Origin of the sequence: Nocardioides sp. NPDC004968 (assembly GCF_040608935.1) — a bacterium.
Classification (GTDB): Bacteria; Actinomycetota; Actinomycetes; order Propionibacteriales; family Nocardioidaceae; genus Nocardioides.
The window spans coordinates 40,743-59,795 of sequence record NZ_JBEXJF010000031.1 but is presented as its reverse complement, the minus strand read 5'-3'; the positions used below and the strand labels follow the sequence as shown (position 1 = coordinate 59,795).

Sequence of the window (19,053 nt, the reverse complement as noted above, 5' to 3'; positions counted from 1 at the left end):
ATAGGAGGACGTACGCCGACGGGCCTGGCGTCATGCAGACGGGGGCTCCGTGGCGACGAGCCGACTCGGCGGGGGTTTTGGTCAGGACGAGCCGACTCGGCGCGACTTCAGGTGATCTGGTGGGCGAAGACGCGGTCGAGCTCGGCTGGGGCGTTCGCCGTCACCCCGCCGTGGACGGGGCCGGGCTGGAGAACGGTGCTCTTCGGGGCCTTGAGAAGACCGAAGCGGGCGGACTCGTTGTCGGAGAGCGACCGGAGTCCGTACGCCGTGGCGCGGACGCCCGCGCCGAAGCCGGCGTGGGCGGCGCCGGCGCAGATCAGGTCCACCGACTCGAGGGCGGCTCGTACGAGGGCGAGGTCGAGGGCCGGGGCGAAGGCCGCGAGGCGCTGCTCGTCGAGCGCCCACCGGGCGGCGAGGAACTTCTGCTCGGGGCAGTGGAGAACGACGCCGACGTTGAGGAACTCCTCGCGCTCGGGGCGGGGTACGCAGCGGAGCACGACGTACTGGTAGGCGTCCATCACGCCTCCTGGGCGGGCTCGGCAGCGGGCAGCCACGGGCGCCCGCCGTCGAGGCGCGCCCGCAGGAACGCGACGTAGCGCTCGCGCAACGATTCCGGGGTGTCGTAGCCGGGGACGGGCTCGAGCCACTCGTCGGGTACGTCGGCGAGCACCTTCTCCAGCACCGCGTCGTCGAGCCGCGAGGCGAGCTCGTCGTTCTGGGCGATCGCCTCGTCCGCGAAGGCGCGCAGGATGTGCTCGGAGGTGTCGAAGGGCTGCGCCGCGTAGCGCGCCGGGTCGCCGCCTCCACCGGGCCAGACATGGTGGAAGTACAGCGAGGCGCCGTGGTCGATGACGTAGAGCGCGCCGTTCCACAGCAGCATGTTGGGATTGCGCCAGGAGCGGTCGACGTTGGCGATCAGCGCGTCCATCCACAGGATCCGCCCGGCCAGCGCCGGCTCGGGCGAGTAGGCGGCGTCGTAGCCGAAGGCACCCGCCAGGAAGTCGATGCCGAGGTTGAGCCCGGCGCTCACGTTGAGGAGGTCCTGGACCTCCTCGTCGGCCTCGTAGCGGGCGATCTCGGGATCCAGGTCGAGCACGACCTGGTCGGGCGTGGGGATGTCGAGCGCCCGGCACAGGCCGGTGACGATCACCTCCGCGACCAGCACCCGCAGCCCCTGTCCCGCACCGCGGAACTTGCAGACATAGGTGCCGAGGTCATCGGCCTCCACGATCCCGGGCAGGCTGCCGCCCTCCCGGAGCGGGGTGACGTACCTCGTCACCCGCACCGTCTCAAGACTCACGAGATGGTGTCCTCTTCCAGTCGTCTCTTCTCCTCGGCGATGTCGAAGCGGGGCGCGGGCCAGTCGAGATCGAGCCGGTCCAGTGTCTCCAGGAGCAGCTCGCCGATGGCCAGGTTGCGATACCACTTCTTGTCGCTCGGCACGAGGTACCACGGAGCGTACTCGGTGTTGGTGCGCTCCAGCGCAATCTCGTACGCCTCCTGATAGCTGTCCCACAGCTGACGCTCGTCGATGTCGCCGGGGCTGTACTTCCAGTGCTTCGTCGGGTCCTCGAGGCGGGCCAGGAGCCGCTTCTTCTGCTCCTTCGGCGAGATGTGCAGCATGCACTTGAGGATGACGGTGTTGTCGTCAGCCAGCCGCTTCTCGAAGTCGTTGATCGCGCCGTAGCGTCGCTCGATCTCCTCGGGGGCGGCGAGCCCGCGGACCCGGCCGATCAGCACGTCCTCGTAGTGGGAGCGGTCGAAGACCCCGAGGTAGCCGGGCTCCGGCACCGCCCTCTCGATCCGCCACAGGAAGTCCTGGGCCCGCTCCTCCTCGGTCGGCGCCTTGAAGCTGGTGATCTTCACGCCGACGGGGTCGACCAGCCCGACGGTGTGCTTGAGCACGCCACCCTTCCCGGACGTGTCCATCCCCTGCAGGATGAGCAGCACCCGCCTGGGGTCGTCGCTCTCCTTGGAGGCGAACAGCTTGGTCTGCAGCTCGATCAGCGTCGGACCGAGCTCGGCGAGCACCTGCTTGCCGGTCTCCTTGTCGACGCCGACGCCCGGCGCGGAGTTGGTGTCGTACTTCCGTAGGTCCACCGGTCCGGCCGGTAGCCGCAGCTCGTCAAGAAGGCTCATGGGTCGACGATAGGCCCGCAAGAGGAGCCACCGGGGCGGGTCAGCCGAGAACGCGCCGCAGATCCAGCGAACAGCCGACCATCGTGGTCGTCGATCCGTCGGGCTGGGGCTCATCGAACCAAGTGCCCTGCTCGAAGCCGACCTTGGCGAGCATCCGCAGCGAGGCGGCATTGCGGTGGTCGGGGGCCGCGAAGCAGGCCGTCGCACCGGGATAGCGGCGCGGGATCGAGGTGAGCCACACCCAGGCCATCCGCGGCCCGATCCCACGGCCCACGAAGGCAGGCTCCCCGATCGCGTAGTCGAAGCCGATCGCGTCCGGGTCGGGGGTGAGCAACGCATAGTCCGGCTCGTCGCTGATCCGGTAGTCCTGGCAGAAGCCGATCGAGCGCCCGTTGACCTCGATCACCCAGAACGTCACCGGCGTCTTGCCGTCGATGTCGGGCCCGTAGTTCTCCGTCACCCACTCGGGCGTCGGCTCGCCGTCGACGGCATACCAGTGGTGCACGTGCTCCGCGTTGAGCCAACGGATCAGGTGAGGCAGGTCTCCGCGGGTCATCGGCCGCAGCGCCACCACCGGCATCGGGTCGGAGGAGAACTCCTTCACCTCACCGGAGAGGTCGACCGCGTACGCAGGCCGCCCGGCGATCCTCGTCGCCGCCGCTGCCCAGCTCTCCCCCGGGCGCGTCACTCCGCCGAGACGGTGTGTCCCGGTGTGGACCGCAACCGGCGTGAACATGCACCCAGGTTAACCGCGTGGGGTCAGTGGGCCTGGCCACCGCGGCGGTCGACGAGCGGCGGCTGGGAGGACCACGGGAAGTCGATCCAGCGGTCGGTCTTCTTGTAGACGTAGTCGGCGTTGATCACCGTCCACGGCTTCTCGAAGATCACCGCCGTGCGGGCCTCGGCCACGTGGCCCTCGCAGAAGTCGTGGACGATCTCCAGGGTCTTGCCGGTGTCGGCGACGTCGTCGGCGATGAGCACCTTCATCCCGGTCAGGTCGACGGCCGCGGGGGTCGGCGGGAGCATGATCGGGACGTCGAGACGCTCGTTGACGCCGGTGTAGAACTCCACGTTGATCGCGGACAGGTTCTTCACGTCGAGGGCGTAGCCCAGACCCATCCCGAGGGCGAGGCCGCCACGGGCGATGGAGAGCACGATGTCGGGTTCGTAGCCGCTGTCGACGACCTTCTGGGCGATGTCGCGCACCGCGGTGCCGAAGAGGTCGTAGGTCAGGATCTCGCGCTCTTGCTGCTCACTCACAGATCGGATTCTGACACGAGACCGCCGGCGCCATCGTCATCGGCCAGAGCGAGCTCCTCGCGAACGATGCCGTAGGCCACACCGGCGCCGTATCCCTTGCGGGCGAGCATCCCCACCAGACGCCGGGTCTTGGTCTGGTCGTCGAAGCGCCCCAGGGAGCGCAGCTTGCGCCGGACCATCCGCCGGCCGGCCTCACGCTCGTCGTCGGGGTCGATCTCGTCGAGCGCATCGCGGGCCACGTCGTCGTCGATGCCCTTGCGGCGCAGCTCTTGGGCCAGGGCTCGTCGGGCCAGGCCCTTTCCGGGCTGCCGGCTGGCGATCCAGGCCCTGGCGAAGGCCTCGTCGTCGATCAGGCCGACCTCTTCGAAGCGGTCCAGCAGCCGCGTCGCCAGGGCTGCGGGGACCTCCTTCTTCTCCAGCTTGTCGGCGAGCTCCTTGCGGCTGCGCGCCTGACCGGTCAGGGCGTCGAGGAGGATCTTGCGGGCGATCGCCTCGTGGTCGGGCTCGGGGTCGTTCTTGGGGTCCGCGGGGTCTGCGGGGCGAGGCTGCTTTCGGCGGGAACGTGTTGGTTTCGACACGTCGTCGCTCCTTCGTCGCGACGACGGCTCAACCGACGGGGCAGCAGGCTCGACCAACGGTGGTTGTTGCTTCCCCGCCCAGGCTTCGACGCCGAGGCTCACGTCGCCGAGCCAGTCGGGCGCGGGCCGTTCGTCCACCCAGGGATCCTGGGTGGACGAACGGTCAGGCCTTGACGAAGCCACGAGTCAGCCGGTGCCTATGGACCTAGAAGTCCTCGACGCCGGCGGGCTCGGCCACGGGCGCCTCGCCGTCGGCCGGGGCGTCGACCGTCGGCACGACCCCGAGCTTCTCCAGGATCCGCTTCTCCAGCTCGTTGGCCAGGTCGGGGTTGTCCTTGAGGAAGTTGCGGGAGTTCTCCTTGCCCTGGCCGAGCTGATCGCCCTCGTAGGTGTACCAAGCGCCGGCCTTGCGCACCAGGCCCGCCTCGACCCCGACGTCGATCAGGCCGCCCTCGCGGGAGATGCCCTTCCCGTACATGATGTCGAACTCCGCCTGCTTGAACGGCGGGGCCACCTTGTTCTTCACGACCTTGACGCGGGTGCGGTTGCCGACCATGTCGGTGCCGTCCTTGAGCGTCTCGATCCGGCGCACGTCGAGTCGCACCGAGGAGTAGAACTTCAGTGCGCGACCACCGGTCGTGGTCTCGGGCGAGCCGAACATCACGCCGATCTTCTCGCGCAGCTGGTTGATGAAGATCGCGGTCGTGCCGGAGTTGTTGAGCGCACCGGTCATCTTTCGCAGCGCCTGGCTCATCAGTCGAGCCTGCAGACCGACGTGGCTGTCGCCCATCTCGCCCTCGATCTCGGCCCGCGGCACCAGCGCCGCGACGGAGTCGATGACGATCAGGTCGAGCGCGCCCGAGCGGATCAGCATGTCGGCGATCTCCAGGGCCTGCTCACCCGAGTCGGGCTGGGAGACCAGCAGGGCGTCGGTGTCGACGCCGAGGTTCTTCGCGTATTCCGGGTCGAGCGCGTGCTCGGCGTCGATGAAGGCCACGATGCCGCCGGCGCGCTGCGCGCTGGCGACCGCGTGGAGGGCCACCGTCGTCTTACCCGAGGACTCCGGACCGTAGATCTCCACGACCCGCCCGCGGGGCAGACCGCCCAGACCCAGCGCCACGTCGAGCGCGATCGAGCCGGTCGGGATCACTTCCAGCGGAGCCCGGGTCTCATCGCCCAGCCGCATGACCGAGCCCTTGCCGAACTGCCTCTCGATGTTGGCGAGAGCGGCGTCCAATGCCTTCTCGCGATCACCTGCCGCCATGTTCTTTCCTTCCTGAGGGGCAGACTTCTTCCCCTTGCCTGCCGCTTGTCCACGTGTCTTCGTCGTCATCAAGGCAGACGCTAGACGGGACCACCGACAGTTTTGAACGGGACCCTCTGGCACGGTGTTTCACGACCCTGTTTTTGCCTGGCCGATAGCACGAACCACGCTCCACCTACTACCACACACTAGCCCGAACAAGCGTTCGATGTGAACACCTGTTCGGGCGTGTCGGAAGCGGTGGCCTCAGCGGATCGTCATGCCGAGAAGCGTTCCTCGGCCCGGCGAGCCACCTCTTCCAACGTGAGATCCTCCAGGTGGGTGAGGAAGACCCAGACATGGCCGTACGGGTCCCTGAGAATGGCCGTGCGATCACCGTGGAACTGGTCGGCCGGCGCCTGCAGCAACTCCGCGCCTGCCACCGTCGCACGCTCCACCAGCGCGTCGACGTCGTCCACGAAGACATGCAGCCCCACCGTGGTGCTGCCGACAGTGGTCGGCGCGCCGAAGAGCGGACCCTCGGCATCGCCGAGCATGATCGCGGACCCGTGGATCTTGACCTCGGCGTGAACGATCCGCCCACCCGGGCCTTCGATACGGAACAGTTCCTCGGCGCCGAACGCGCGGGCGTAGAAGTCGATCGCTCCGGCGGCGCCGTCGATCATGATGTGGGCGACGACGGCATTGCGGTACGTCTCCGGGATGGCGGTGGCAGTCATACGGGCATGTCTCCTCAGGCGGTTGCTCGGATGTTCACGAACCTAGGAGCTCAACTGAACTTGAGGTCAAGGGTGAACCGAGGCCCGCCTCAGTGGCCCTGCATCTCGACCTGTTCGGCGGGGGCCGAGCCGCCACCCATCTCGTCGGCGACGGCGACCGACAGGCCACCGAGCATGAAGGCGATGATCACTGCGGCCAGGGCACCGCTGGAGAAGGACGGGATGAAGCGGCGTACGCCCTCCTGGACCGGCTCCGCGCCGTGGTACTGGTGGGTGAGCGCATGCCCCTTGCCCCGCTGGAGCAGGTATCGGTTGACCGGGAAGGCCGCCACGAAGGCCACCGAGAGGGCGATCATCATCCCGATCCAGAACACGACGTTGACCAGCCCGGCCTCCATGGCCCCGGGGATGAGCGCCATGACCAGGTTGTCGACCAGCTCCATCGTCGCGATCGAGAGGGTGTCGGCGGCGAGCACGACGCTGAACGCCGCACCGACGGCCAGGCCCGACTTGAGCAGCGGCAGGGTCGAGAGGGCGTAGCCGAAGGCGAACGCGAGCGTGACGGCCAGGGCGATCGTCCACCCCGTGCTGAGGCCGATCGCGGTGCCGATCATCAGTCCGGCGATCTCACCGATCGCACAGCCGGTGAGGCAGTGCAGCGTGGCGCTGGCCGCCATCGCGTTCACCCCGCCCCCGTGCGCACCATGCGCGTCATGAGCCGAGTGGTCGCCATGGCCCTCGTGACCCTCGTGCATCGCGTGCTGATGTCCGGCGTGCACGTGCTCGTCATGCGACGTCATGTCGCTCCCCTTGATCGATCGTTCGGTGTACCTACCCCTCATTCATACCCCATGGGGGTATGTGATCGCAAGCGAAGTCCGGCCAGATAGCCCACTTTGTCCAACCGCGAAGGACTCCTTAGGGTGTGCGGTGTGTGGACGGCAGCGCGACGACGACAGCGCACGACCCGTGCGGTCGCGCGCGCCGGTCTGCTGGCAGCGGTCGTGGTCACGGTCGCCGGTCTGCTGGCCATGCATGGGCTTAGCCTCCACGGCACCGACTCCGATGGTGAGCACGGCGCGCTGAGCCTGCCCGCCGCCCACGTCGAGCACACGCACGCGCTCGAACACTTCGGCCATGGCGCGGCCGAGGACGCCGGACACCCGGGCGACGCCGGGCACACGGCGATGATGCTGTGCGCGGCGTTCCTGCTCGCCGCCGGCGCGCTGCTCCTGAGCGGGCTGTGGCGGCGTACTCCTGCCTGGTGGTTCTCGCGGGCCCGCGGCTGGTCCCGGACCCCCGGATTCGCGCCCTTGCTCACCTATCCGGCGACCGGCCCGCCCTCCGTCTGGGCCTACTCCGTCATCAGGTGCTGAGCGGCCCTGACCCCACCCGCGACCCGGGCCACGCCCGCGGTCCGCAGGTGGGTCAGCGATGCCCGTAATCAGCACTTGACAAGGAGAAACAACAGATGCGTACGCAACGTCCCCTCTTCCGCGCGACCTGGGCGGCAGCCGGCCTGGCCGTGCTGCTCACCCTGTCCGCCTGTGGCGGCAGCGAGGAGGCCGCGGCTCCTCAGAAGCTCTCGGAGACCGAGAACAACAAGGCCGATGTCGCCTTCGCGACCGACATGATCCAGCACCACGCCCAGGCCCTGTCGATGGTCGACCTGACCATGGACCGCGACCTCGAGCCCGAGGTTCAGGAGCTGGCGGATTCGATCCGGGCGGCCCAGAGCCCCGAGATCGAGACCATGTCCGGCTGGCTCCAGGAGTGGGGCGAGGAGGTGCCGTCGACGATGCGTGATCACGTCAACGGCGGCCACGAGGGCCACGGCGACGACGAGGACGAGGACAGCAGCATGTCCGACTCGATGGAGGGCATGGAGGACGACATGCCGGGGATGATGTCGGGCGAGGACATGGACGCCCTCGAGAACGCCTCCGACGCCGAGTTCAGCGACATGTGGCTGAAGATGATGATCGAGCACCACGAAGGCGCGATCAAGATGGCCGAGACCGAGCAGGACGAGGGCGAGTTCAAGCCCGCCGTCGACCTGGCCGGGACGATCATCGAGTCGCAGTCGACCGAGATCGACACCATGGAGAAGCTCCTCGGCTGAGGATGCCTCACGGGCAGGGCCGCCCAGCGGCCCTGCCCCCTTCAGGCCGACCGACGGGCCACGTACGCAGCCCCGAACAGCACCGTGACCAGCAGGATCGTGCCGAGCGCGAGCGCCGGATATCCGGCCAGGTCGACGACGACGCCCGACACCGCGCCGGCGGCGGCAGCGGCGACGCCCATGATCAGGTCGGCGGTGCCCTGCACGTCGGCACGCACCTCGAGCGGAGTGTGGTCCGCGACCGACGTGGCCGCGGCGATCGTGGCCAGCGACCAGCCGAGGCCGAGCAGGAAGAGCCCGACGAAGATCCGCCCCGAGCTGCCCTCCGGCGCCGCGGCGCACAGGACCAGGGACACCAGGAGCACCCCGCCGCCGAGCGCCATCACGTCGGCCCGGCCGACGCGGTCGGCGAGCCAGCCGGCGACCGGCGCGAAGGCGAACATGCCCAGGACGTGCCCGCTGATCACCAGCCCGATGACCTCCAGGCCGGCGCCGCCGTGCTCCATGTGGAGCGGCGTCATCACCATCACCGCCACCATCGTGGCGTGGGCCGCGGCCTGCCCGACGACCGCCGCCTCCAGCGCGGGGCGCTCTCGGATCACCGCGATCGCCCGACGCCAGCTCGTTCCCTTGGCCTTCTCCGTGACCGGAGCACTCTCCCGGGCGACCAGCAGCGGGTCAGGTCGCAGGAAGACCCCGACCACCAGCGCGGCGGCCAGCATCGCCATCGACCCGATCGCGAACGGCCCGGTGAGCACCGGGATCCCGACGGAGTCGGAGAAGATCTCGGCGACGCCGGTCAGGTTCGGGCCGATCACCGCACCGAACGTCGTGGCCCACACGACGACCGACAGTGCCCGCGCACGGCTCCTGGCAGGTGCCAGGTCGGTCGCCGCGTACCGTGCTCCGTTGTTGGCCGCCGTGGTCGCGCCCAGCAGCACCGCACCGACCAGCAGCAGCGTCATCGACCCGACCACGCCGGCCAGCACCGCCAGCAGCCCACCGGCCGCCCCGAGCAGGTAGCCCGCCACCAGCCCGAACCGGCGCCCGCGCGCGTCCATCACCCGCCCCAGGACGTACGCAGCGACGGCGGCGCCGAGCACCTGGGTCGTCTGCGAGAGACCTGCCATCGACTCCGAGCCGGACAGGTCGCGCGCCAGCAGGGAGGCGGTCGCGATGCCGATCGTGATGCCCATCGCCCCGACCGCCTGGGTGGCGACCAGGGTGAGGATGGTGCGCTTCTGGACCGTGGCCACCGAGGCCGGTGCGACCAGCGTCACCGCTCACGCGCCGGCAGCTCCAGGGCCGTCCAGACCGCGGCCCAGACCTCCTTGGGCGGGACGCCGTCGTCGAGGGCCTCCTGGGCGGTGCGCCCGCCCAGGTCGCCCATGACGAACTGGCGGGCCCACGCTCGCGCGTAACCCGCGCCCAGCGCCTCGTCCATCCGGGACCAGAACTCCGTGTGTCTCATCGCCCCGAATGCTACTCAGGCGCGCCGACGGGCGAGGACGTCCAGCCAGACCTCGCCGAGGCGTCCGTCGGCGTGCCCGACCTCGAGCACCTCCCAGCCAGCCTCGTCCAGCGCCGCCCGGAGCGCGGGCTCGCGCCAGTAGACGAAGAGGCGGGGAGCCTCGACGCGACCACGGTTGGTCCACTCCTCGCCGTCACCCTCCTTCAACGACACGTGCAGCGCACCGCCGGGACGGGTCACCTCGGCGAGCCGGGCGAGCACCGACCCGAAGTCGTCGCGAGCCACGTGCAGCAGCGTCGCCGAGGCCCAGACCGCGGCATAGGGGACATCGGGGTGGACCGGGTCGCGCAGATCGTCGGTCAGCGGGTCCAGGCAGGCAGCGGCGTACCCCTGCTTGCGCAGGTGCGCCACGAACCCCTCGCTGATGTCGGTGCGCCGAACCCGCACTCCCCCGTTCTCGAGCGCCTTCGCGTCGTGGCCGGGTCCGGTGCCGATCTCGAGCACGTGGTCGCCTGGCTCGAGCGCGGCCAGGAATCGGTCCAGGACCGAACGGTTCTCCTCGGAGAACGAGCTGCCCTGGACGTACGTCGCGACGCTGGCGTCGTAGGCGGCGACGGTCGCCTGCTTGGCGGCCGCGCGTACGTCCCACAGGTGGTGGACGACGTCGTGGAGGTGGTAGCGGCCCAGCGACTCGACGCTGAACACGTCGCCGTTGGACCGGGTCCCACGACGGCCCCACGCGTCCGGCGGGACCTTCTCGTAGATCGTGGCGATCTCGTCGGCGGCGTCCATCAGCTGCTCGGCGACGACCGCCGGGTCCTGGGCCGCGTAGTCACCCTCGCGGGCGGCCACGTCCTGGTCCCAGTTGGCGAAGCGCGGCTCGTCCTCGGTCAGCATCAGCTGCAGCCGCTCGCCGAAGATGCGGTGGACGTCGCGTACGTGCGCTCCGTACTCCAGCGCCGACCACACCCCGGGCTGGGGGCGGTCGCTGGCGTTGTCGGCGGCGAGGTAGATCTCCCAGTAGGTCGCGTTGTCCCGCACGATCTCGGGGAGCTGGTCCGCGGTCACGGCACCGGCGATGAAGCCACACTCCGGGCAGGGCCGGTCGAGCACCCACGTCCAGTCCTTGGTGTCCGGCTCGATCGCGTCATAGGTCATGGGATCCATCTTGACGGCCCACCGAGGACGTCACGAGCGAGATCCTGCCTGTGAGACGCGAGTTGCTGCCGCTCAGGTGAGGAGTAGGGAGTCGAGCCGGCGCCGCACGACGACGAGGCCGACCGCCCCGAACGCCAGCAGGTAGACCACCGAGACCAGCGAGCCCCACGACGGCACCCCGAGCGTCAGCTCGCGACACAGCACGACACCGCGGTAGAGGGGCGTGACCTCCACTATCCAGCGCAGCCACTCCGGATAGGCCGTCACCGGGAAGAACGTGGCACTGAACAGGAACATCGGCATCATCGCGAGGGTGACCTTCTCGAAGTCCTGCCAGGAGGTCATGTAGGTCGTCAGCGCCATGCCCACGGCCCCGAAGGCCGACCCGATGAGCAGCGCCGCCGGCACCACCAGGAGCGCCCACCAGGAGTGGACCAGGTCCATCGCGACCATGATCAACAGGAACGCGGTCACGTAGATCCCGCTGCGCAGCTGGTTCCAGAGGATCTCGCCGACCGCGATGTCGACCGTACGCAGCGGGGTGGCCAGCATCTGGTCGTAGAGCTTGTTGTACTTCAACTTGAAGAAGAAGTTGAACGTCGCATCGAGCAGCGACCCGTTCATCGCCGAGGCCGCGATCATCCCGGGGGCGACGAACTCGCGGTAGTCGACCGGCTTGCCGGCGTACTCGAAGCCGACCACCATCGCACCCACGCCGATGCCGATCGAGAACAGGTAGAAGACCGGCTCCAGGAAGCCGGTGATGAACACCAGCCAGGCGCGCCGATAGACCAGGATGTTGCGCCACAGCAGCAGCCGGGCGGCCTCGCCGCCTCGTAGCGGACGGGCGACGGTGGCGCTCACGGCAGCGGTGAAGAGGGCCATCTCAGGAGACCAGCCTCTCGTCCAGCTTGCGCACCGCGAGCCACCAGCAGACGCCCGCGAGCAGTCCGAGATAGCCGACGTGGACCGCGGCCAGCGCCCAGTCGATCTCGCCCAGCGCGAGCATCCGGGTCAGGTTGACGCCCTGCCACAGCGGCGAGGCCATCGCGACCTTCTCCAGCACCGGCCCGAGGTTGGCGACGGGGAAGAACGTGCCGGAGAAGAGCGTCAGCGGGATCATCCCCAGCCGGAAGATCAGCGCGAACGACTCCTCGCCCTTGATCGAGAGCGAGAACAGCAGCACCGGCGTCCCGAAGGCCAGCACGACCAGACCCTGCACCAGCCACGCCATCAGCAGGCCCCACCACGTCTCGAAGACCCCGAAGGGGGCCAGGACCAGCAGGAAGACCCCACAGGCGAACAACGTACGCAGCATCAGGAAGCCCAGCTGGGCCAGCACGATGTGGGAGGCGGTCAGCGGCGAGGCGATCATCGAGAAGTAGATCCGCTGCCACTTGACCATCCCGTAGACCGGATAGGTCATCTCGGAGAAGGCGATCGTCATCGCGTGGGCCGCGACCATGCCCGGCGCGACGAAGGCCAGATAGGAGTCGGCGCCCTCCAGCGTGGCCGGATCGGCCTCCACGAAGCCGCCGAGCAGCACGCCCAGCGCCAGCACGTAGAAGAACGGCGTCACGAAGGTCGTGATCACCCCGCCCTTCCAGGTGCGCGCGAGGACGGTGAGCCAGTAGTCGCCCATCCGGAGCGCGCCGGAGACCAGCCCCGCGGGCGCCGTCGGCGGGGTCGCCGGTCCGGAGTCGGCGTAGTCGGTCATCAGTCCACCAGGGTCCGGCCGGTCAGGTGCAGGAAGACATCCTCCAGCGAGGAGCGCCGCACCAGGGTCGCGACCGGGGACAGGTCTCGGCTGTGGACGGCCTCGATGACCGCCTCGCCGTCGTCGCTGTAGAGCAGCAGCCGGTCGGGCAGCACCTCGACCCGCTCGGCGAGGTCCTCGACCTTGGCGGCCAGCGCCTCGTGCTCGCCGACGCCGAAGCGCAGCTCGGCGACCTCGCGGGTCGAGTGCTGCTGGATGAGTCCCAGCGGCGTCCCGTGGGCCACGATCCGGCCCTGGTCCATGACCACGAGCTCATCGCACAGCTGCTCGGCCTCGTCCATGTAGTGGGTGGTCAGCAGCAGCGTCACGCCCGCCTGCTTGAGCCGGAAGAGCCGGTCCCAGATGACGTGGCGGGCCTGCGGGTCCAGACCGGTGGTCGGCTCGTCGAGCACCAGGATCTCGGGTCGGTTGATCAGGCTCCGGGCGATCGTCAGCCGTCGCTTCATACCGCCGGAGAGGTCGTCGACCTTCGCCTTGGCCTTGTCGGTGAGCTGGACGAAGTCGAGCAGCTCCTCGATCCGACCCTTCACCTCGGCCCTCGGCAGCCCGAAGTAGCGGCCGTAGACGAAGAGGTTGTCGTAGACGTTGAGCTCGACGTCGAGGGTGTCCTCCTGCGGGCACACCCCGAGCCGGGCCTTGATCTTCGGCCCGTCCTTGGCCGGATCCATCCCGAAGACCCGCAGCTCTCCCCCGCTCGGCGGCGAGACGCAGCAGATCATCCGCATCGTCGAGGACTTGCCGGCGCCGTTCGGCCCCAGGAAACCGAAGGCCACACCGGGGCGCACCGACACGTCGATCCCGCGCACCGCCTCGAAGTCGCCGAAGGACTTGCGCAAGCCGCGCGCCGAGATCATCAGGTCCTCACCCACGTCGGCAAAGACTAGATCAACCCTGTTGACGCTTGCGCCGGTTGTAGTCGCGCATCCGCTGCGGTACGCCGACCACCGCGGCGTCGTACGACGGGACTCCGTTCTTGTTGGCGAACTTGTGCGCCCACTGCGCCGACGGCACCCGCCGCCGGGTCCACTCGCCGTCATGCGCGACCAGCAGCAGGGTCACCTCGCTGACGACGGTGCGCGGCTCGACGAACCCCTCGACACCGCGCCGGGTCTTCACGAACTGCTCGAGATGCTGTTGGTCGGTGGAGTCCGCGGCGCGAACTCTTGTGGATCCGGTGTAGCTCTCGCCTGTCGGACGGCTCATGCGCGTCCCGCGGCGTCGGAAACGATCGAACAGGCTCACGGTGCAATTGTGCATCCAATGCCCAACGTACGCCCGGATAAACCTGTTGGGCGCCCACTCTGTGGTCGCCTATGTTGGGGCCTTTGACCCCGCGCCCCCATCGAACCCTGCCGCCGACGGAGAAGCGATGAACCAGCCATGCCCATAGACGACCTCGACGCCGAGCGGGCCCATCTGGCCGCCTCCCGGCAGGATCTGGCCCGGATGCGGAAGAAGGTGGAGTCGCTGGACTCATCCACGGCCGGCAACTGGGTCAGCGTCGAGATCCTCGACGCCACCCTCGCGCGCCGCCTGGAACAGCTCGCCGACGATCCTGACGTGCCGCTCTTCTTCGGACGCATCGACCGGACCGCTGATATGGGAGCCGAATCGTTCCACATCGGCCGGCGCCACATCTCCGACAGCGCAGGCGACCCGATGGTGGTCGACTGGCGGGCTCCGGTCAGCGTCCCGTTCTACCGGGCGTCCCGGACCGAGCCGATGGGACTGGCGCGGAGGCGGCGCTACGGCTTCTCCCACGGGGACCTGACCGCGTTCGAGGACGAGTCGCTGACCGACGCCGGGGCCGGGCCGGAGCACTCGGCGATCCTCGAGGCCGAGATCGAGCGGCCGCGCGTGGGACCGATGCGGGACATCGTCGCGACCATCCAGCCCGAGCAGGACGTGCTGGTCCGCGCCGACCTGTCCCAGACGATCGTCGTGCAGGGTGCGCCGGGGACGGGAAAGACCGCCGTGGGACTGCACCGGGCGGCGTACCTCCTCTACGCGCACCGCGACCAGCTGACCCGGCGCGGCGTCCTGATCATCGGCCCCAACGCCTCGTTCCTGCGCTACATCCGCGACGTACTCCCCGCGCTGGGTGAGATCGAGGCCAAGCAGGCGACGATCGCGGAGCTGGTCGCCGAAAATGGGCAGAGCCACGGCGCCGTCCGCGCTGAGGAGCCCGCGCCGGTGGCGACGCTGAAGGGCGACGTACGCATGGCCGAGGTGCTCCGCCGGGCGGTCTGGTCCCACGTCGGCGACCCGGAGGAGGCGCTGGTCGTCCCGCGCGGCTCGCGACGCTGGCGGGTGCCGTCATACGAGGCACGGGAGGCGCTGGAGGGGCTGCGCGCCAACGATCTGCGGTACGCGGCGGGCCGGGCGCTGCTCCCGCGCGCCCTGGCCCACCGGGTGCTGGTGCAGATGGAGCGCTCGGGCGACTCACCTGACGACAGGGTGCACGACGCGGTGGCGCGGGCGAAGCCGGTCAAGGACTACGCCGCCGCGCTCTGGCCCGACCTCAAGCCCGCCCGGGTCCTGTTCCGGCTGTTCACCGACGCGGCCTGGCTGGCCGAGGTCGCCGACGGGCTCCTCTCGGAGGCGGAGCAGGCGAGCCTGCTCTGGCAGAAGCCGCCGCGCTCGGCAGCCGCGGCGCGCTGGTCGCTGGCCGACCTGGTGCTCCTCGACGAGATCGCCGACCTGCTCGACCGCACGCCGTCGGTGGCCCACATCGTCGCCGACGAGGCCCAGGACCTGTCCGCGATGATGCTGCGCGCGCTCGGCCGCCGTTCGACCACGGGCTCGCTGACGATCCTCGGCGACCTCGCCCAGGCGACCACCCCGTGGGCCTCCTCGTCGTGGGCCGATGCCCTGGCACACCTCGGCAAGCCCGACGGCCATGTCGAGCAGCTGACGCGTGGGTTCCGGGTCCCAGCCGATGTGATCGCCTACGCGGCCCGCCTCCTCCCCCACATCGCCCCCGACCTGGAGCCGCCGGTCGCGGTACGCCGTGCGCGCGGCGACCTGACCTTCACCACGTCGTCGATGGTGGAGGCGCTCGGGGCTGCCCTGGAGCGCCCCGGGTCGGTGGGGCTGATCGTGCCCGACGCCTCGCTCGCGACGGTGCGCGCCGAGCTGGCCGACGCCGGGCTCTCCTTCGCCGAGATAGGCGTGGCCGGCGACGAGGAGACCGAGTTCGACGCCCATCTCGATCTGGTTCCCGCCTCGCTCGCGAAGGGGCTCGAGTTCGACCACGTCGTCGTCTCCGACCCCACCGGGATCGTCGCCGGCGAGCCTGACCGCGACACCGGCCTCCGGCGCCTCTACGTCTGCCTCACCCGCGCAGTGACCTCCCTGGTCGTACGACATGACGGCCTTCCCGAAGAACTCGGTGGCGTCCCGGAGCGGGTTGATGCCAAGGTGGGCGCATGATCGACGCCCGACCTGATCCGCTGGAGAAGGCCGACTGGCCGCTACTCACGGAGCGCCTCGTGATCCGCCGGATGACGCCCGCCGACATCGAGCCGACCTGGGCCTTCCGAGCGCTTCCCGAGGTGGCCGAATGGGTGACGACAGCGTTCGCGGACCTCGAGGCCTACCGCAAGGTCTTCGAGAACCCCGACATCATCGGCTCCGCCCTGGTGATCGAGCACGACGGCGTCGTCGTCGGCGACCTCATGCTGCGGATCAGCGACCCGTGGTCGCAGACCGAGGTGCGCGAGCACGGCAACGGCACCCAGGCCGAGCTCGGCTGGACGATCGACCCGGCCCACCAGGGCAACGGCTATGCCACCGAGGCCGTACGCGCCGTGCTCGATGTCTGTTTCGGTTCCCTGGGTCTACGCCGCATCGTCGCGGAGTGCTTCGCCGATAATGAGGCCTCCTGGCGACTCATGGAGCGCCTCGGCATGCGGCGCGAGTCGCACACCGTCAAGGACTCCCTGCACCGCACCCGCGGCTGGCTCGACGGCCTCTCCTACGCGATCCTCGCCGAGGAGTGGGCGCGGCGCTGACCCCGGGGGCTGAGCGCCGCTTCGATCGCGGCCTCGCAGTGCAGCCTGGTCGTCGGGAACAGCGGCACACCCGCGTACGTCTCGATCGGTAGCAGCAGCTCGATCTCGGTGCACCCCAGGATGACGCCCTCGCAGCCGGCGGCGACCAGGCGGTCGATGATCTCGAGGTACGCCTGCCGGGAGCTGTCCAGGAACGTCCCCAGGCACAGCTCCTCGTAGATGATCCGGTGGACGGTCTCCTGGTCCGGCTCGGTGGGGACGGTGACCTCGAGGCCGTGGCCGCGGAGCCGGTCGGCGTAGAACGGCTGCGACATCGTGAACCCGGTGCCGAGAAGTCCGACCCGCCCGACCCCCGCCGCCTCGACCGCAGCCGCCGTCGTGTCGCCGAGGTGCAGGAAACGATCCCCGTACGTCTCCTCCAACGCCCCGGCCACCTTGTGCATCGTGTTCGTGGCCAGCACGATCACCTCGGCCCCGGCGTCGCTGAGCGTCGCCGCCTCCGCGGCAAGGCGCTCCCCCGCTCGCTCCCACTCGCCGGATGCCTGCATCTCCTCGATCTCCGCGAAGTCCACCGACCGTACGAGCAGGTCCGCCGAGTGCAGCCCGCCGAGCCGCTTCGCGGTGATCTCGTTGAGCAGGCGGTAGTACTCCGCCGTCGACTCCCAGCTCATCCCGCCCAGTACGCCGATCCGTCGCATGCCACCTAGTGTCCCTGGGCGACCAACTTCCACCTTGCAGCTGATGGCTTCGGTGGGCTGTTTGCCGCGGAGATTTGGTTTGGCGGGGGCTTGGGAGCTGGACGGTCGGTCCGACCGGTGGAAGAAATTTTTCTTCCACGCGGAGGCCCCTTGTCTGGCTTAAGGGTGGAGCGTTCACCTGCCGTCGGGGAGTGTTCCGTGGCCACACCAACCAAGAAGTACGGTCGAAGGCATGGGTATCCCACTCACAGACCGCCAAGACCTCCTGACCCAACCGCTGATCGCAGCCCTCTCGGTAAGCCGAGAAGACGGACGAGCACCCCTGACAGTCCCGATCTGGTACGACTACACCCCCGGCGGCGACGCATGGTTCGTCACGGGAAAGGACTCGCTGAAGACGAGACTGATCCGCGCAGCAGGACGCTGCACGCTGATGGTCGAGCGCCTCGAGCCGACGGTCAGGTACGTCTCGGTCGAAGGGCCGGTACAGATAGCCGATGCCGCCGAGGGCGAGGCGGAGGCGATGGCCCGACGGTACCTGCCTCCCGAGGCAGCCGACGCCTACCTGGCGCAGGCGGCGAACTTTCCGCCCGAGGTGACGATCCGGCTCACGCCGGAGCACTGGATCTCGGCCGACCTGGGCTCGCTGTGACCTCGCTGTGAAGGAGGCTCACCGAGCCGCGAGCCGACCCTCCTCGGCCAGCTGTCGCCGGACCGCGAGCGCTGCGGCCCGGCCGGCACGGCTGGCCCCGATGGTGCTCGCGGAGGGACCGTAGCCGACGAGCTGGACACGCGGGTCGTACGCAGCGGTGACGGCGGTCTGGACGTCGGCCGAGCCGCGCAGCAGCGGGATCCCGCCATGAGAGCTGCGCAGGTGAAGCGGAGCGAGATGGGTGACGGCAGGCCGGAACCCGGTGGCCCACAGGATCGCGTCGACACGCTCGAAAGCCCCCGAGTCCCATCGGAGCCCGTCAGGCTCGATCCGCGCAAACATCGGCAGCCGGCGCTCGTAGACCCCGAGCCGCGCGGCCTCCTGCTCCTGCGGTCGCAGCGAGAGACCGGTGACGCTGACGACGCTGGCCGGCGGCAGGCCGGCCTCGACCCGCTCGGCCACCAACGTCACCGCCTCGCGTCCACGCTCGGCGTCGAAGTCGGAGCGCCAGACCGGCTCCCGCCGGGTCACCCACAGCACCGAGGTGATCGGCGCGAGCTCGCCGAGGAACTGCACCGCCGAGGCTCCCCCGCCGACCACCGCGACCCGTGAGCCCCGAAAATGCGAGGCGCCCGGATAGTCATGGGTGTGCACCTGCTCCCCGAGGAACGTCGAGGCCCCGGGGTAGTGCGGGACGAACGGCCGAGTCCAGGTCCCCGTCGCGTTGACCAGCGTCCGGGTGAACCAAGTGCGACCGTCGGCCGAGTGCACCGCGAGCAGGTCGCCGACCGAGGTCACCGAGGTGACCTTCACCGGGCGCTCGACCGGCAGGTCGTGCAAGGTCTCATAGGTCCCGAACCATCCCGGCACGGCGACGTTGGCCCGCTCCCCCGACTCCCCCGGCGCCCGCCCGTCCGGCAGATCTGCGACCCCGTGGACGTCGTGCATGGTCAGCGAGTCCCAGCGGTGCTGCCAGGCGCCACCGGGACGCCGCTCGGCGTCGAGGACGACGTGGCGTACGCCCAGACGGCTGAGGTGGTAGGACGCCGACAGACCGGCCTGACCGGCACCGATCACCACTGATTCGTAGCTCTCCACGGACACCTCAACAACGCACGAGGCGCATCCATGCCCCGCGAAATACTGCGGGAACACGTTCTACTTGACTACCCTCGGCAGAGTCACTCGGGACCGGGAGGTCG

At 69.5% G+C, this 19,053-nt stretch carries 23 protein-coding genes; 5 read left to right on the top strand and 18 right to left on the bottom strand.

Translation table 11 applies throughout. The annotated features are described in order from the left end of the window. Window positions 1-107: 107 nt before the first annotated feature. The 9 genes from ABZU72_RS22370 to ABZU72_RS22330 form a co-directional block, all read right to left on the bottom strand. Window positions 108-518 carry a DUF3037 domain-containing protein gene (locus ABZU72_RS22370; RefSeq protein ID WP_355021002.1) on the bottom strand — a complete coding sequence of 137 codons (411 nt, stop codon included), beginning with the start codon at window positions 516-518 and terminating at the stop codon, window positions 108-110. Continuing rightward, the gene (locus ABZU72_RS22365; protein ID WP_355021001.1) at window positions 518-1,300 is read right to left on the bottom strand and encodes a HipA family kinase; all 783 of its coding nucleotides are present in this window, start codon (window positions 1,298-1,300) and stop codon (window positions 518-520) included. Before ABZU72_RS22365 ends, ABZU72_RS22370 begins: the two co-directional genes overlap by 1 nt. Next, entirely contained in the window at window positions 1,297-2,139 is an 843-nt protein-coding gene (locus ABZU72_RS22360; RefSeq protein WP_355021000.1) for a PPK2 family polyphosphate kinase, read from the bottom strand. Before ABZU72_RS22360 ends, ABZU72_RS22365 begins: the two co-directional genes overlap by 4 nt. A 40-nt stretch (window positions 2,140-2,179) precedes the next feature. Then, on the bottom strand, window positions 2,180-2,875 hold the full coding sequence (locus ABZU72_RS22355; RefSeq protein ID WP_355020999.1) for a GNAT family N-acetyltransferase: 696 nt from the start codon (window positions 2,873-2,875) through the stop codon (window positions 2,180-2,182). Between the two features lie 23 nt (window positions 2,876-2,898). Next, a complete protein-coding gene (locus ABZU72_RS22350) occupies window positions 2,899-3,399 on the bottom strand; it encodes a phosphoribosyltransferase (protein WP_355020998.1) in 501 nt (166 codons plus the stop codon). Then, on the bottom strand, window positions 3,396-3,977 hold the full coding sequence (locus ABZU72_RS22345; protein WP_355020997.1) for a regulatory protein RecX: 582 nt from the start codon (window positions 3,975-3,977) through the stop codon (window positions 3,396-3,398). Before ABZU72_RS22345 ends, ABZU72_RS22350 begins: the two co-directional genes overlap by 4 nt. A 205-nt stretch (window positions 3,978-4,182) precedes the next feature. Further along, complete coding sequence (gene recA / locus ABZU72_RS22340) at window positions 4,183-5,241, bottom strand: recombinase RecA (protein WP_350659050.1); 1,059 nt, start codon at window positions 5,239-5,241, stop codon at window positions 4,183-4,185. 257 nt (window positions 5,242-5,498) lie between these two features. After that, window positions 5,499-5,960 carry a VOC family protein gene (locus ABZU72_RS22335; protein WP_355020996.1) on the bottom strand — a complete coding sequence of 154 codons (462 nt, stop codon included), beginning with the start codon at window positions 5,958-5,960 and terminating at the stop codon, window positions 5,499-5,501. Between the two features lie 89 nt (window positions 5,961-6,049). Then, window positions 6,050-6,760 carry a DUF4396 domain-containing protein gene (locus tag ABZU72_RS22330; protein WP_355020995.1) on the bottom strand — a complete coding sequence of 237 codons (711 nt, stop codon included), beginning with the start codon at window positions 6,758-6,760 and terminating at the stop codon, window positions 6,050-6,052. A 132-nt stretch (window positions 6,761-6,892) separates the two neighbouring features. On the opposite strand from ABZU72_RS22330, the gene ABZU72_RS22325 reads away from it, so the two are divergent. Both ABZU72_RS22325 and ABZU72_RS22320 read left to right on the top strand, forming a co-directional pair. Then, a complete protein-coding gene (locus tag ABZU72_RS22325; RefSeq protein ID WP_355020994.1) occupies window positions 6,893-7,336 on the top strand; it encodes a DUF6153 family protein in 444 nt (147 codons plus the stop codon). 95 nt (window positions 7,337-7,431) lie between these two features. Continuing rightward, window positions 7,432-8,082 carry a DUF305 domain-containing protein gene (locus ABZU72_RS22320; protein ID WP_355020993.1) on the top strand — a complete coding sequence of 217 codons (651 nt, stop codon included), beginning with the start codon at window positions 7,432-7,434 and terminating at the stop codon, window positions 8,080-8,082. Window positions 8,083-8,123: 41 nt separating this feature from the next. On the opposite strand, the gene ABZU72_RS22315 is transcribed toward ABZU72_RS22320, so the two are convergent. The 7 genes from ABZU72_RS22315 to ABZU72_RS22285 all read right to left on the bottom strand — a co-directional run bounded on the left by ABZU72_RS22315 (window position 8,124) and on the right by ABZU72_RS22285 (window position 13,691). Next, window positions 8,124-9,362 (bottom strand): MFS transporter, encoded by a 1,239-nt coding sequence (locus ABZU72_RS22315; RefSeq protein WP_355020992.1) that lies wholly within the window; start codon window positions 9,360-9,362, stop codon window positions 8,124-8,126. Further along, window positions 9,359-9,553 carry a DUF3046 domain-containing protein gene (locus ABZU72_RS22310; RefSeq protein ID WP_355020991.1) on the bottom strand — a complete coding sequence of 65 codons (195 nt, stop codon included), beginning with the start codon at window positions 9,551-9,553 and terminating at the stop codon, window positions 9,359-9,361. The genes ABZU72_RS22315 and ABZU72_RS22310 overlap by 4 nt, the downstream gene beginning before the upstream one ends. A 15-nt stretch (window positions 9,554-9,568) precedes the next feature. Next, window positions 9,569-10,711 (bottom strand): methyltransferase domain-containing protein, encoded by a 1,143-nt coding sequence (locus ABZU72_RS22305; RefSeq protein ID WP_355020990.1) that lies wholly within the window; start codon window positions 10,709-10,711, stop codon window positions 9,569-9,571. 72 nt (window positions 10,712-10,783) lie between these two features. Further along, window positions 10,784-11,596: an ABC transporter permease gene (locus ABZU72_RS22300; RefSeq protein ID WP_355020989.1), complete on the bottom strand. Its 813-nt coding sequence runs from the start codon at window positions 11,594-11,596 to the stop codon at window positions 10,784-10,786. A gap of 1 nt (window position 11,597) precedes the next feature. Next, a complete protein-coding gene (locus ABZU72_RS22295; protein WP_355020988.1) occupies window positions 11,598-12,428 on the bottom strand; it encodes an ABC transporter permease in 831 nt (276 codons plus the stop codon). Further along, the gene (locus ABZU72_RS22290; RefSeq protein WP_091042336.1) at window positions 12,428-13,342 is read right to left on the bottom strand and encodes an ABC transporter ATP-binding protein; all 915 of its coding nucleotides are present in this window, start codon (window positions 13,340-13,342) and stop codon (window positions 12,428-12,430) included. Before ABZU72_RS22290 ends, ABZU72_RS22295 begins: the two co-directional genes overlap by 1 nt. Window positions 13,343-13,373: 31 nt before the next feature. Then, window positions 13,374-13,691, bottom strand: coding sequence for a hypothetical protein (locus ABZU72_RS22285; RefSeq protein ID WP_355020987.1), 318 nt, complete (start codon window positions 13,689-13,691; stop codon window positions 13,374-13,376). Between the two features lie 177 nt (window positions 13,692-13,868). On the opposite strand from ABZU72_RS22285, the gene ABZU72_RS22280 reads away from it, so the two are divergent. Both ABZU72_RS22280 and ABZU72_RS22275 read left to right on the top strand, forming a co-directional pair. After that, window positions 13,869-15,920, top strand: a complete 2,052-nt coding sequence (locus ABZU72_RS22280; RefSeq protein ID WP_355020986.1) for an AAA family ATPase — start codon at window positions 13,869-13,871, stop codon at window positions 15,918-15,920. Then, window positions 15,917-16,501 (top strand): GNAT family N-acetyltransferase, encoded by a 585-nt coding sequence (locus tag ABZU72_RS22275; protein ID WP_355020985.1) that lies wholly within the window; start codon window positions 15,917-15,919, stop codon window positions 16,499-16,501. The genes ABZU72_RS22280 and ABZU72_RS22275 overlap by 4 nt, the downstream gene beginning before the upstream one ends. On the opposite strand, the gene ABZU72_RS22270 is transcribed toward ABZU72_RS22275, so the two are convergent. Further along, entirely contained in the window at window positions 16,465-17,199 is a 735-nt protein-coding gene (locus tag ABZU72_RS22270; RefSeq protein WP_355020984.1) for an aspartate/glutamate racemase family protein, read from the bottom strand. The two genes, ABZU72_RS22275 and ABZU72_RS22270, sit on opposite strands and share 37 nt — an antisense overlap. Before the next feature lie 232 nt (window positions 17,200-17,431). On the opposite strand from ABZU72_RS22270, the gene ABZU72_RS22265 reads away from it, so the two are divergent. Next, entirely contained in the window at window positions 17,432-17,851 is a 420-nt protein-coding gene (locus ABZU72_RS22265; RefSeq protein WP_355020983.1) for a pyridoxamine 5'-phosphate oxidase family protein, read from the top strand. Window positions 17,852-17,869: 18 nt separating this feature from the next. Here the strand turns inward: ABZU72_RS22265 and ABZU72_RS22260 are convergent, their stop codons facing one another. Further along, window positions 17,870-18,949, bottom strand: coding sequence for an NAD(P)-binding domain-containing protein (locus ABZU72_RS22260; protein ID WP_355020982.1), 1,080 nt, complete (start codon window positions 18,947-18,949; stop codon window positions 17,870-17,872). Window positions 18,950-19,053 lie beyond the last annotated feature (104 nt).

What these genes read in the sequence shown, in the direction of transcription:
- ABZU72_RS22265 (WP_355020983.1), top strand. Translation starts at nt 17,432, where the DNA reads ATGGGTATCCCACTCACAGACCGCCAAGACCTCCTGACCCAACCGCTG.
- ABZU72_RS22335 (WP_355020996.1), bottom strand. Translation starts at nt 5,960, where the DNA reads ATGACTGCCACCGCCATCCCGGAGACGTACCGCAATGCCGTCGTCGCC.
- ABZU72_RS22285 (WP_355020987.1), bottom strand. Translation starts at nt 13,691, where the DNA reads ATGAGCCGTCCGACAGGCGAGAGCTACACCGGATCCACAAGAGTTCGC.
- ABZU72_RS22360 (WP_355021000.1), bottom strand. Translation starts at nt 2,139, where the DNA reads ATGAGCCTTCTTGACGAGCTGCGGCTACCGGCCGGACCGGTGGACCTA.
- recA (WP_350659050.1), bottom strand. Translation starts at nt 5,241, where the DNA reads ATGGCGGCAGGTGATCGCGAGAAGGCATTGGACGCCGCTCTCGCCAAC.
- ABZU72_RS22310 (WP_355020991.1), bottom strand. Translation starts at nt 9,553, where the DNA reads ATGAGACACACGGAGTTCTGGTCCCGGATGGACGAGGCGCTGGGCGCG.
- ABZU72_RS22295 (WP_355020988.1), bottom strand. Translation starts at nt 12,428, where the DNA reads ATGACCGACTACGCCGACTCCGGACCGGCGACCCCGCCGACGGCGCCC.
- ABZU72_RS22290 (WP_091042336.1), bottom strand. Translation starts at nt 13,342, where the DNA reads ATGATCTCGGCGCGCGGCTTGCGCAAGTCCTTCGGCGACTTCGAGGCG.
- ABZU72_RS22280 (WP_355020986.1), top strand. Translation starts at nt 13,869, where the DNA reads ATGCCCATAGACGACCTCGACGCCGAGCGGGCCCATCTGGCCGCCTCC.
- ABZU72_RS22270 (WP_355020984.1), bottom strand. Translation starts at nt 17,199, where the DNA reads ATGCGACGGATCGGCGTACTGGGCGGGATGAGCTGGGAGTCGACGGCG.
- ABZU72_RS22355 (WP_355020999.1), bottom strand. Translation starts at nt 2,875, where the DNA reads ATGTTCACGCCGGTTGCGGTCCACACCGGGACACACCGTCTCGGCGGA.
- ABZU72_RS22275 (WP_355020985.1), top strand. Translation starts at nt 15,917, where the DNA reads ATGATCGACGCCCGACCTGATCCGCTGGAGAAGGCCGACTGGCCGCTA.
- ABZU72_RS22305 (WP_355020990.1), bottom strand. Translation starts at nt 10,711, where the DNA reads ATGACCTATGACGCGATCGAGCCGGACACCAAGGACTGGACGTGGGTG.
- ABZU72_RS22370 (WP_355021002.1), bottom strand. Translation starts at nt 518, where the DNA reads ATGGACGCCTACCAGTACGTCGTGCTCCGCTGCGTACCCCGCCCCGAG.
- ABZU72_RS22320 (WP_355020993.1), top strand. Translation starts at nt 7,432, where the DNA reads ATGCGTACGCAACGTCCCCTCTTCCGCGCGACCTGGGCGGCAGCCGGC.
- ABZU72_RS22330 (WP_355020995.1), bottom strand. Translation starts at nt 6,760, where the DNA reads ATGACGTCGCATGACGAGCACGTGCACGCCGGACATCAGCACGCGATG.
- ABZU72_RS22300 (WP_355020989.1), bottom strand. Translation starts at nt 11,596, where the DNA reads ATGGCCCTCTTCACCGCTGCCGTGAGCGCCACCGTCGCCCGTCCGCTA.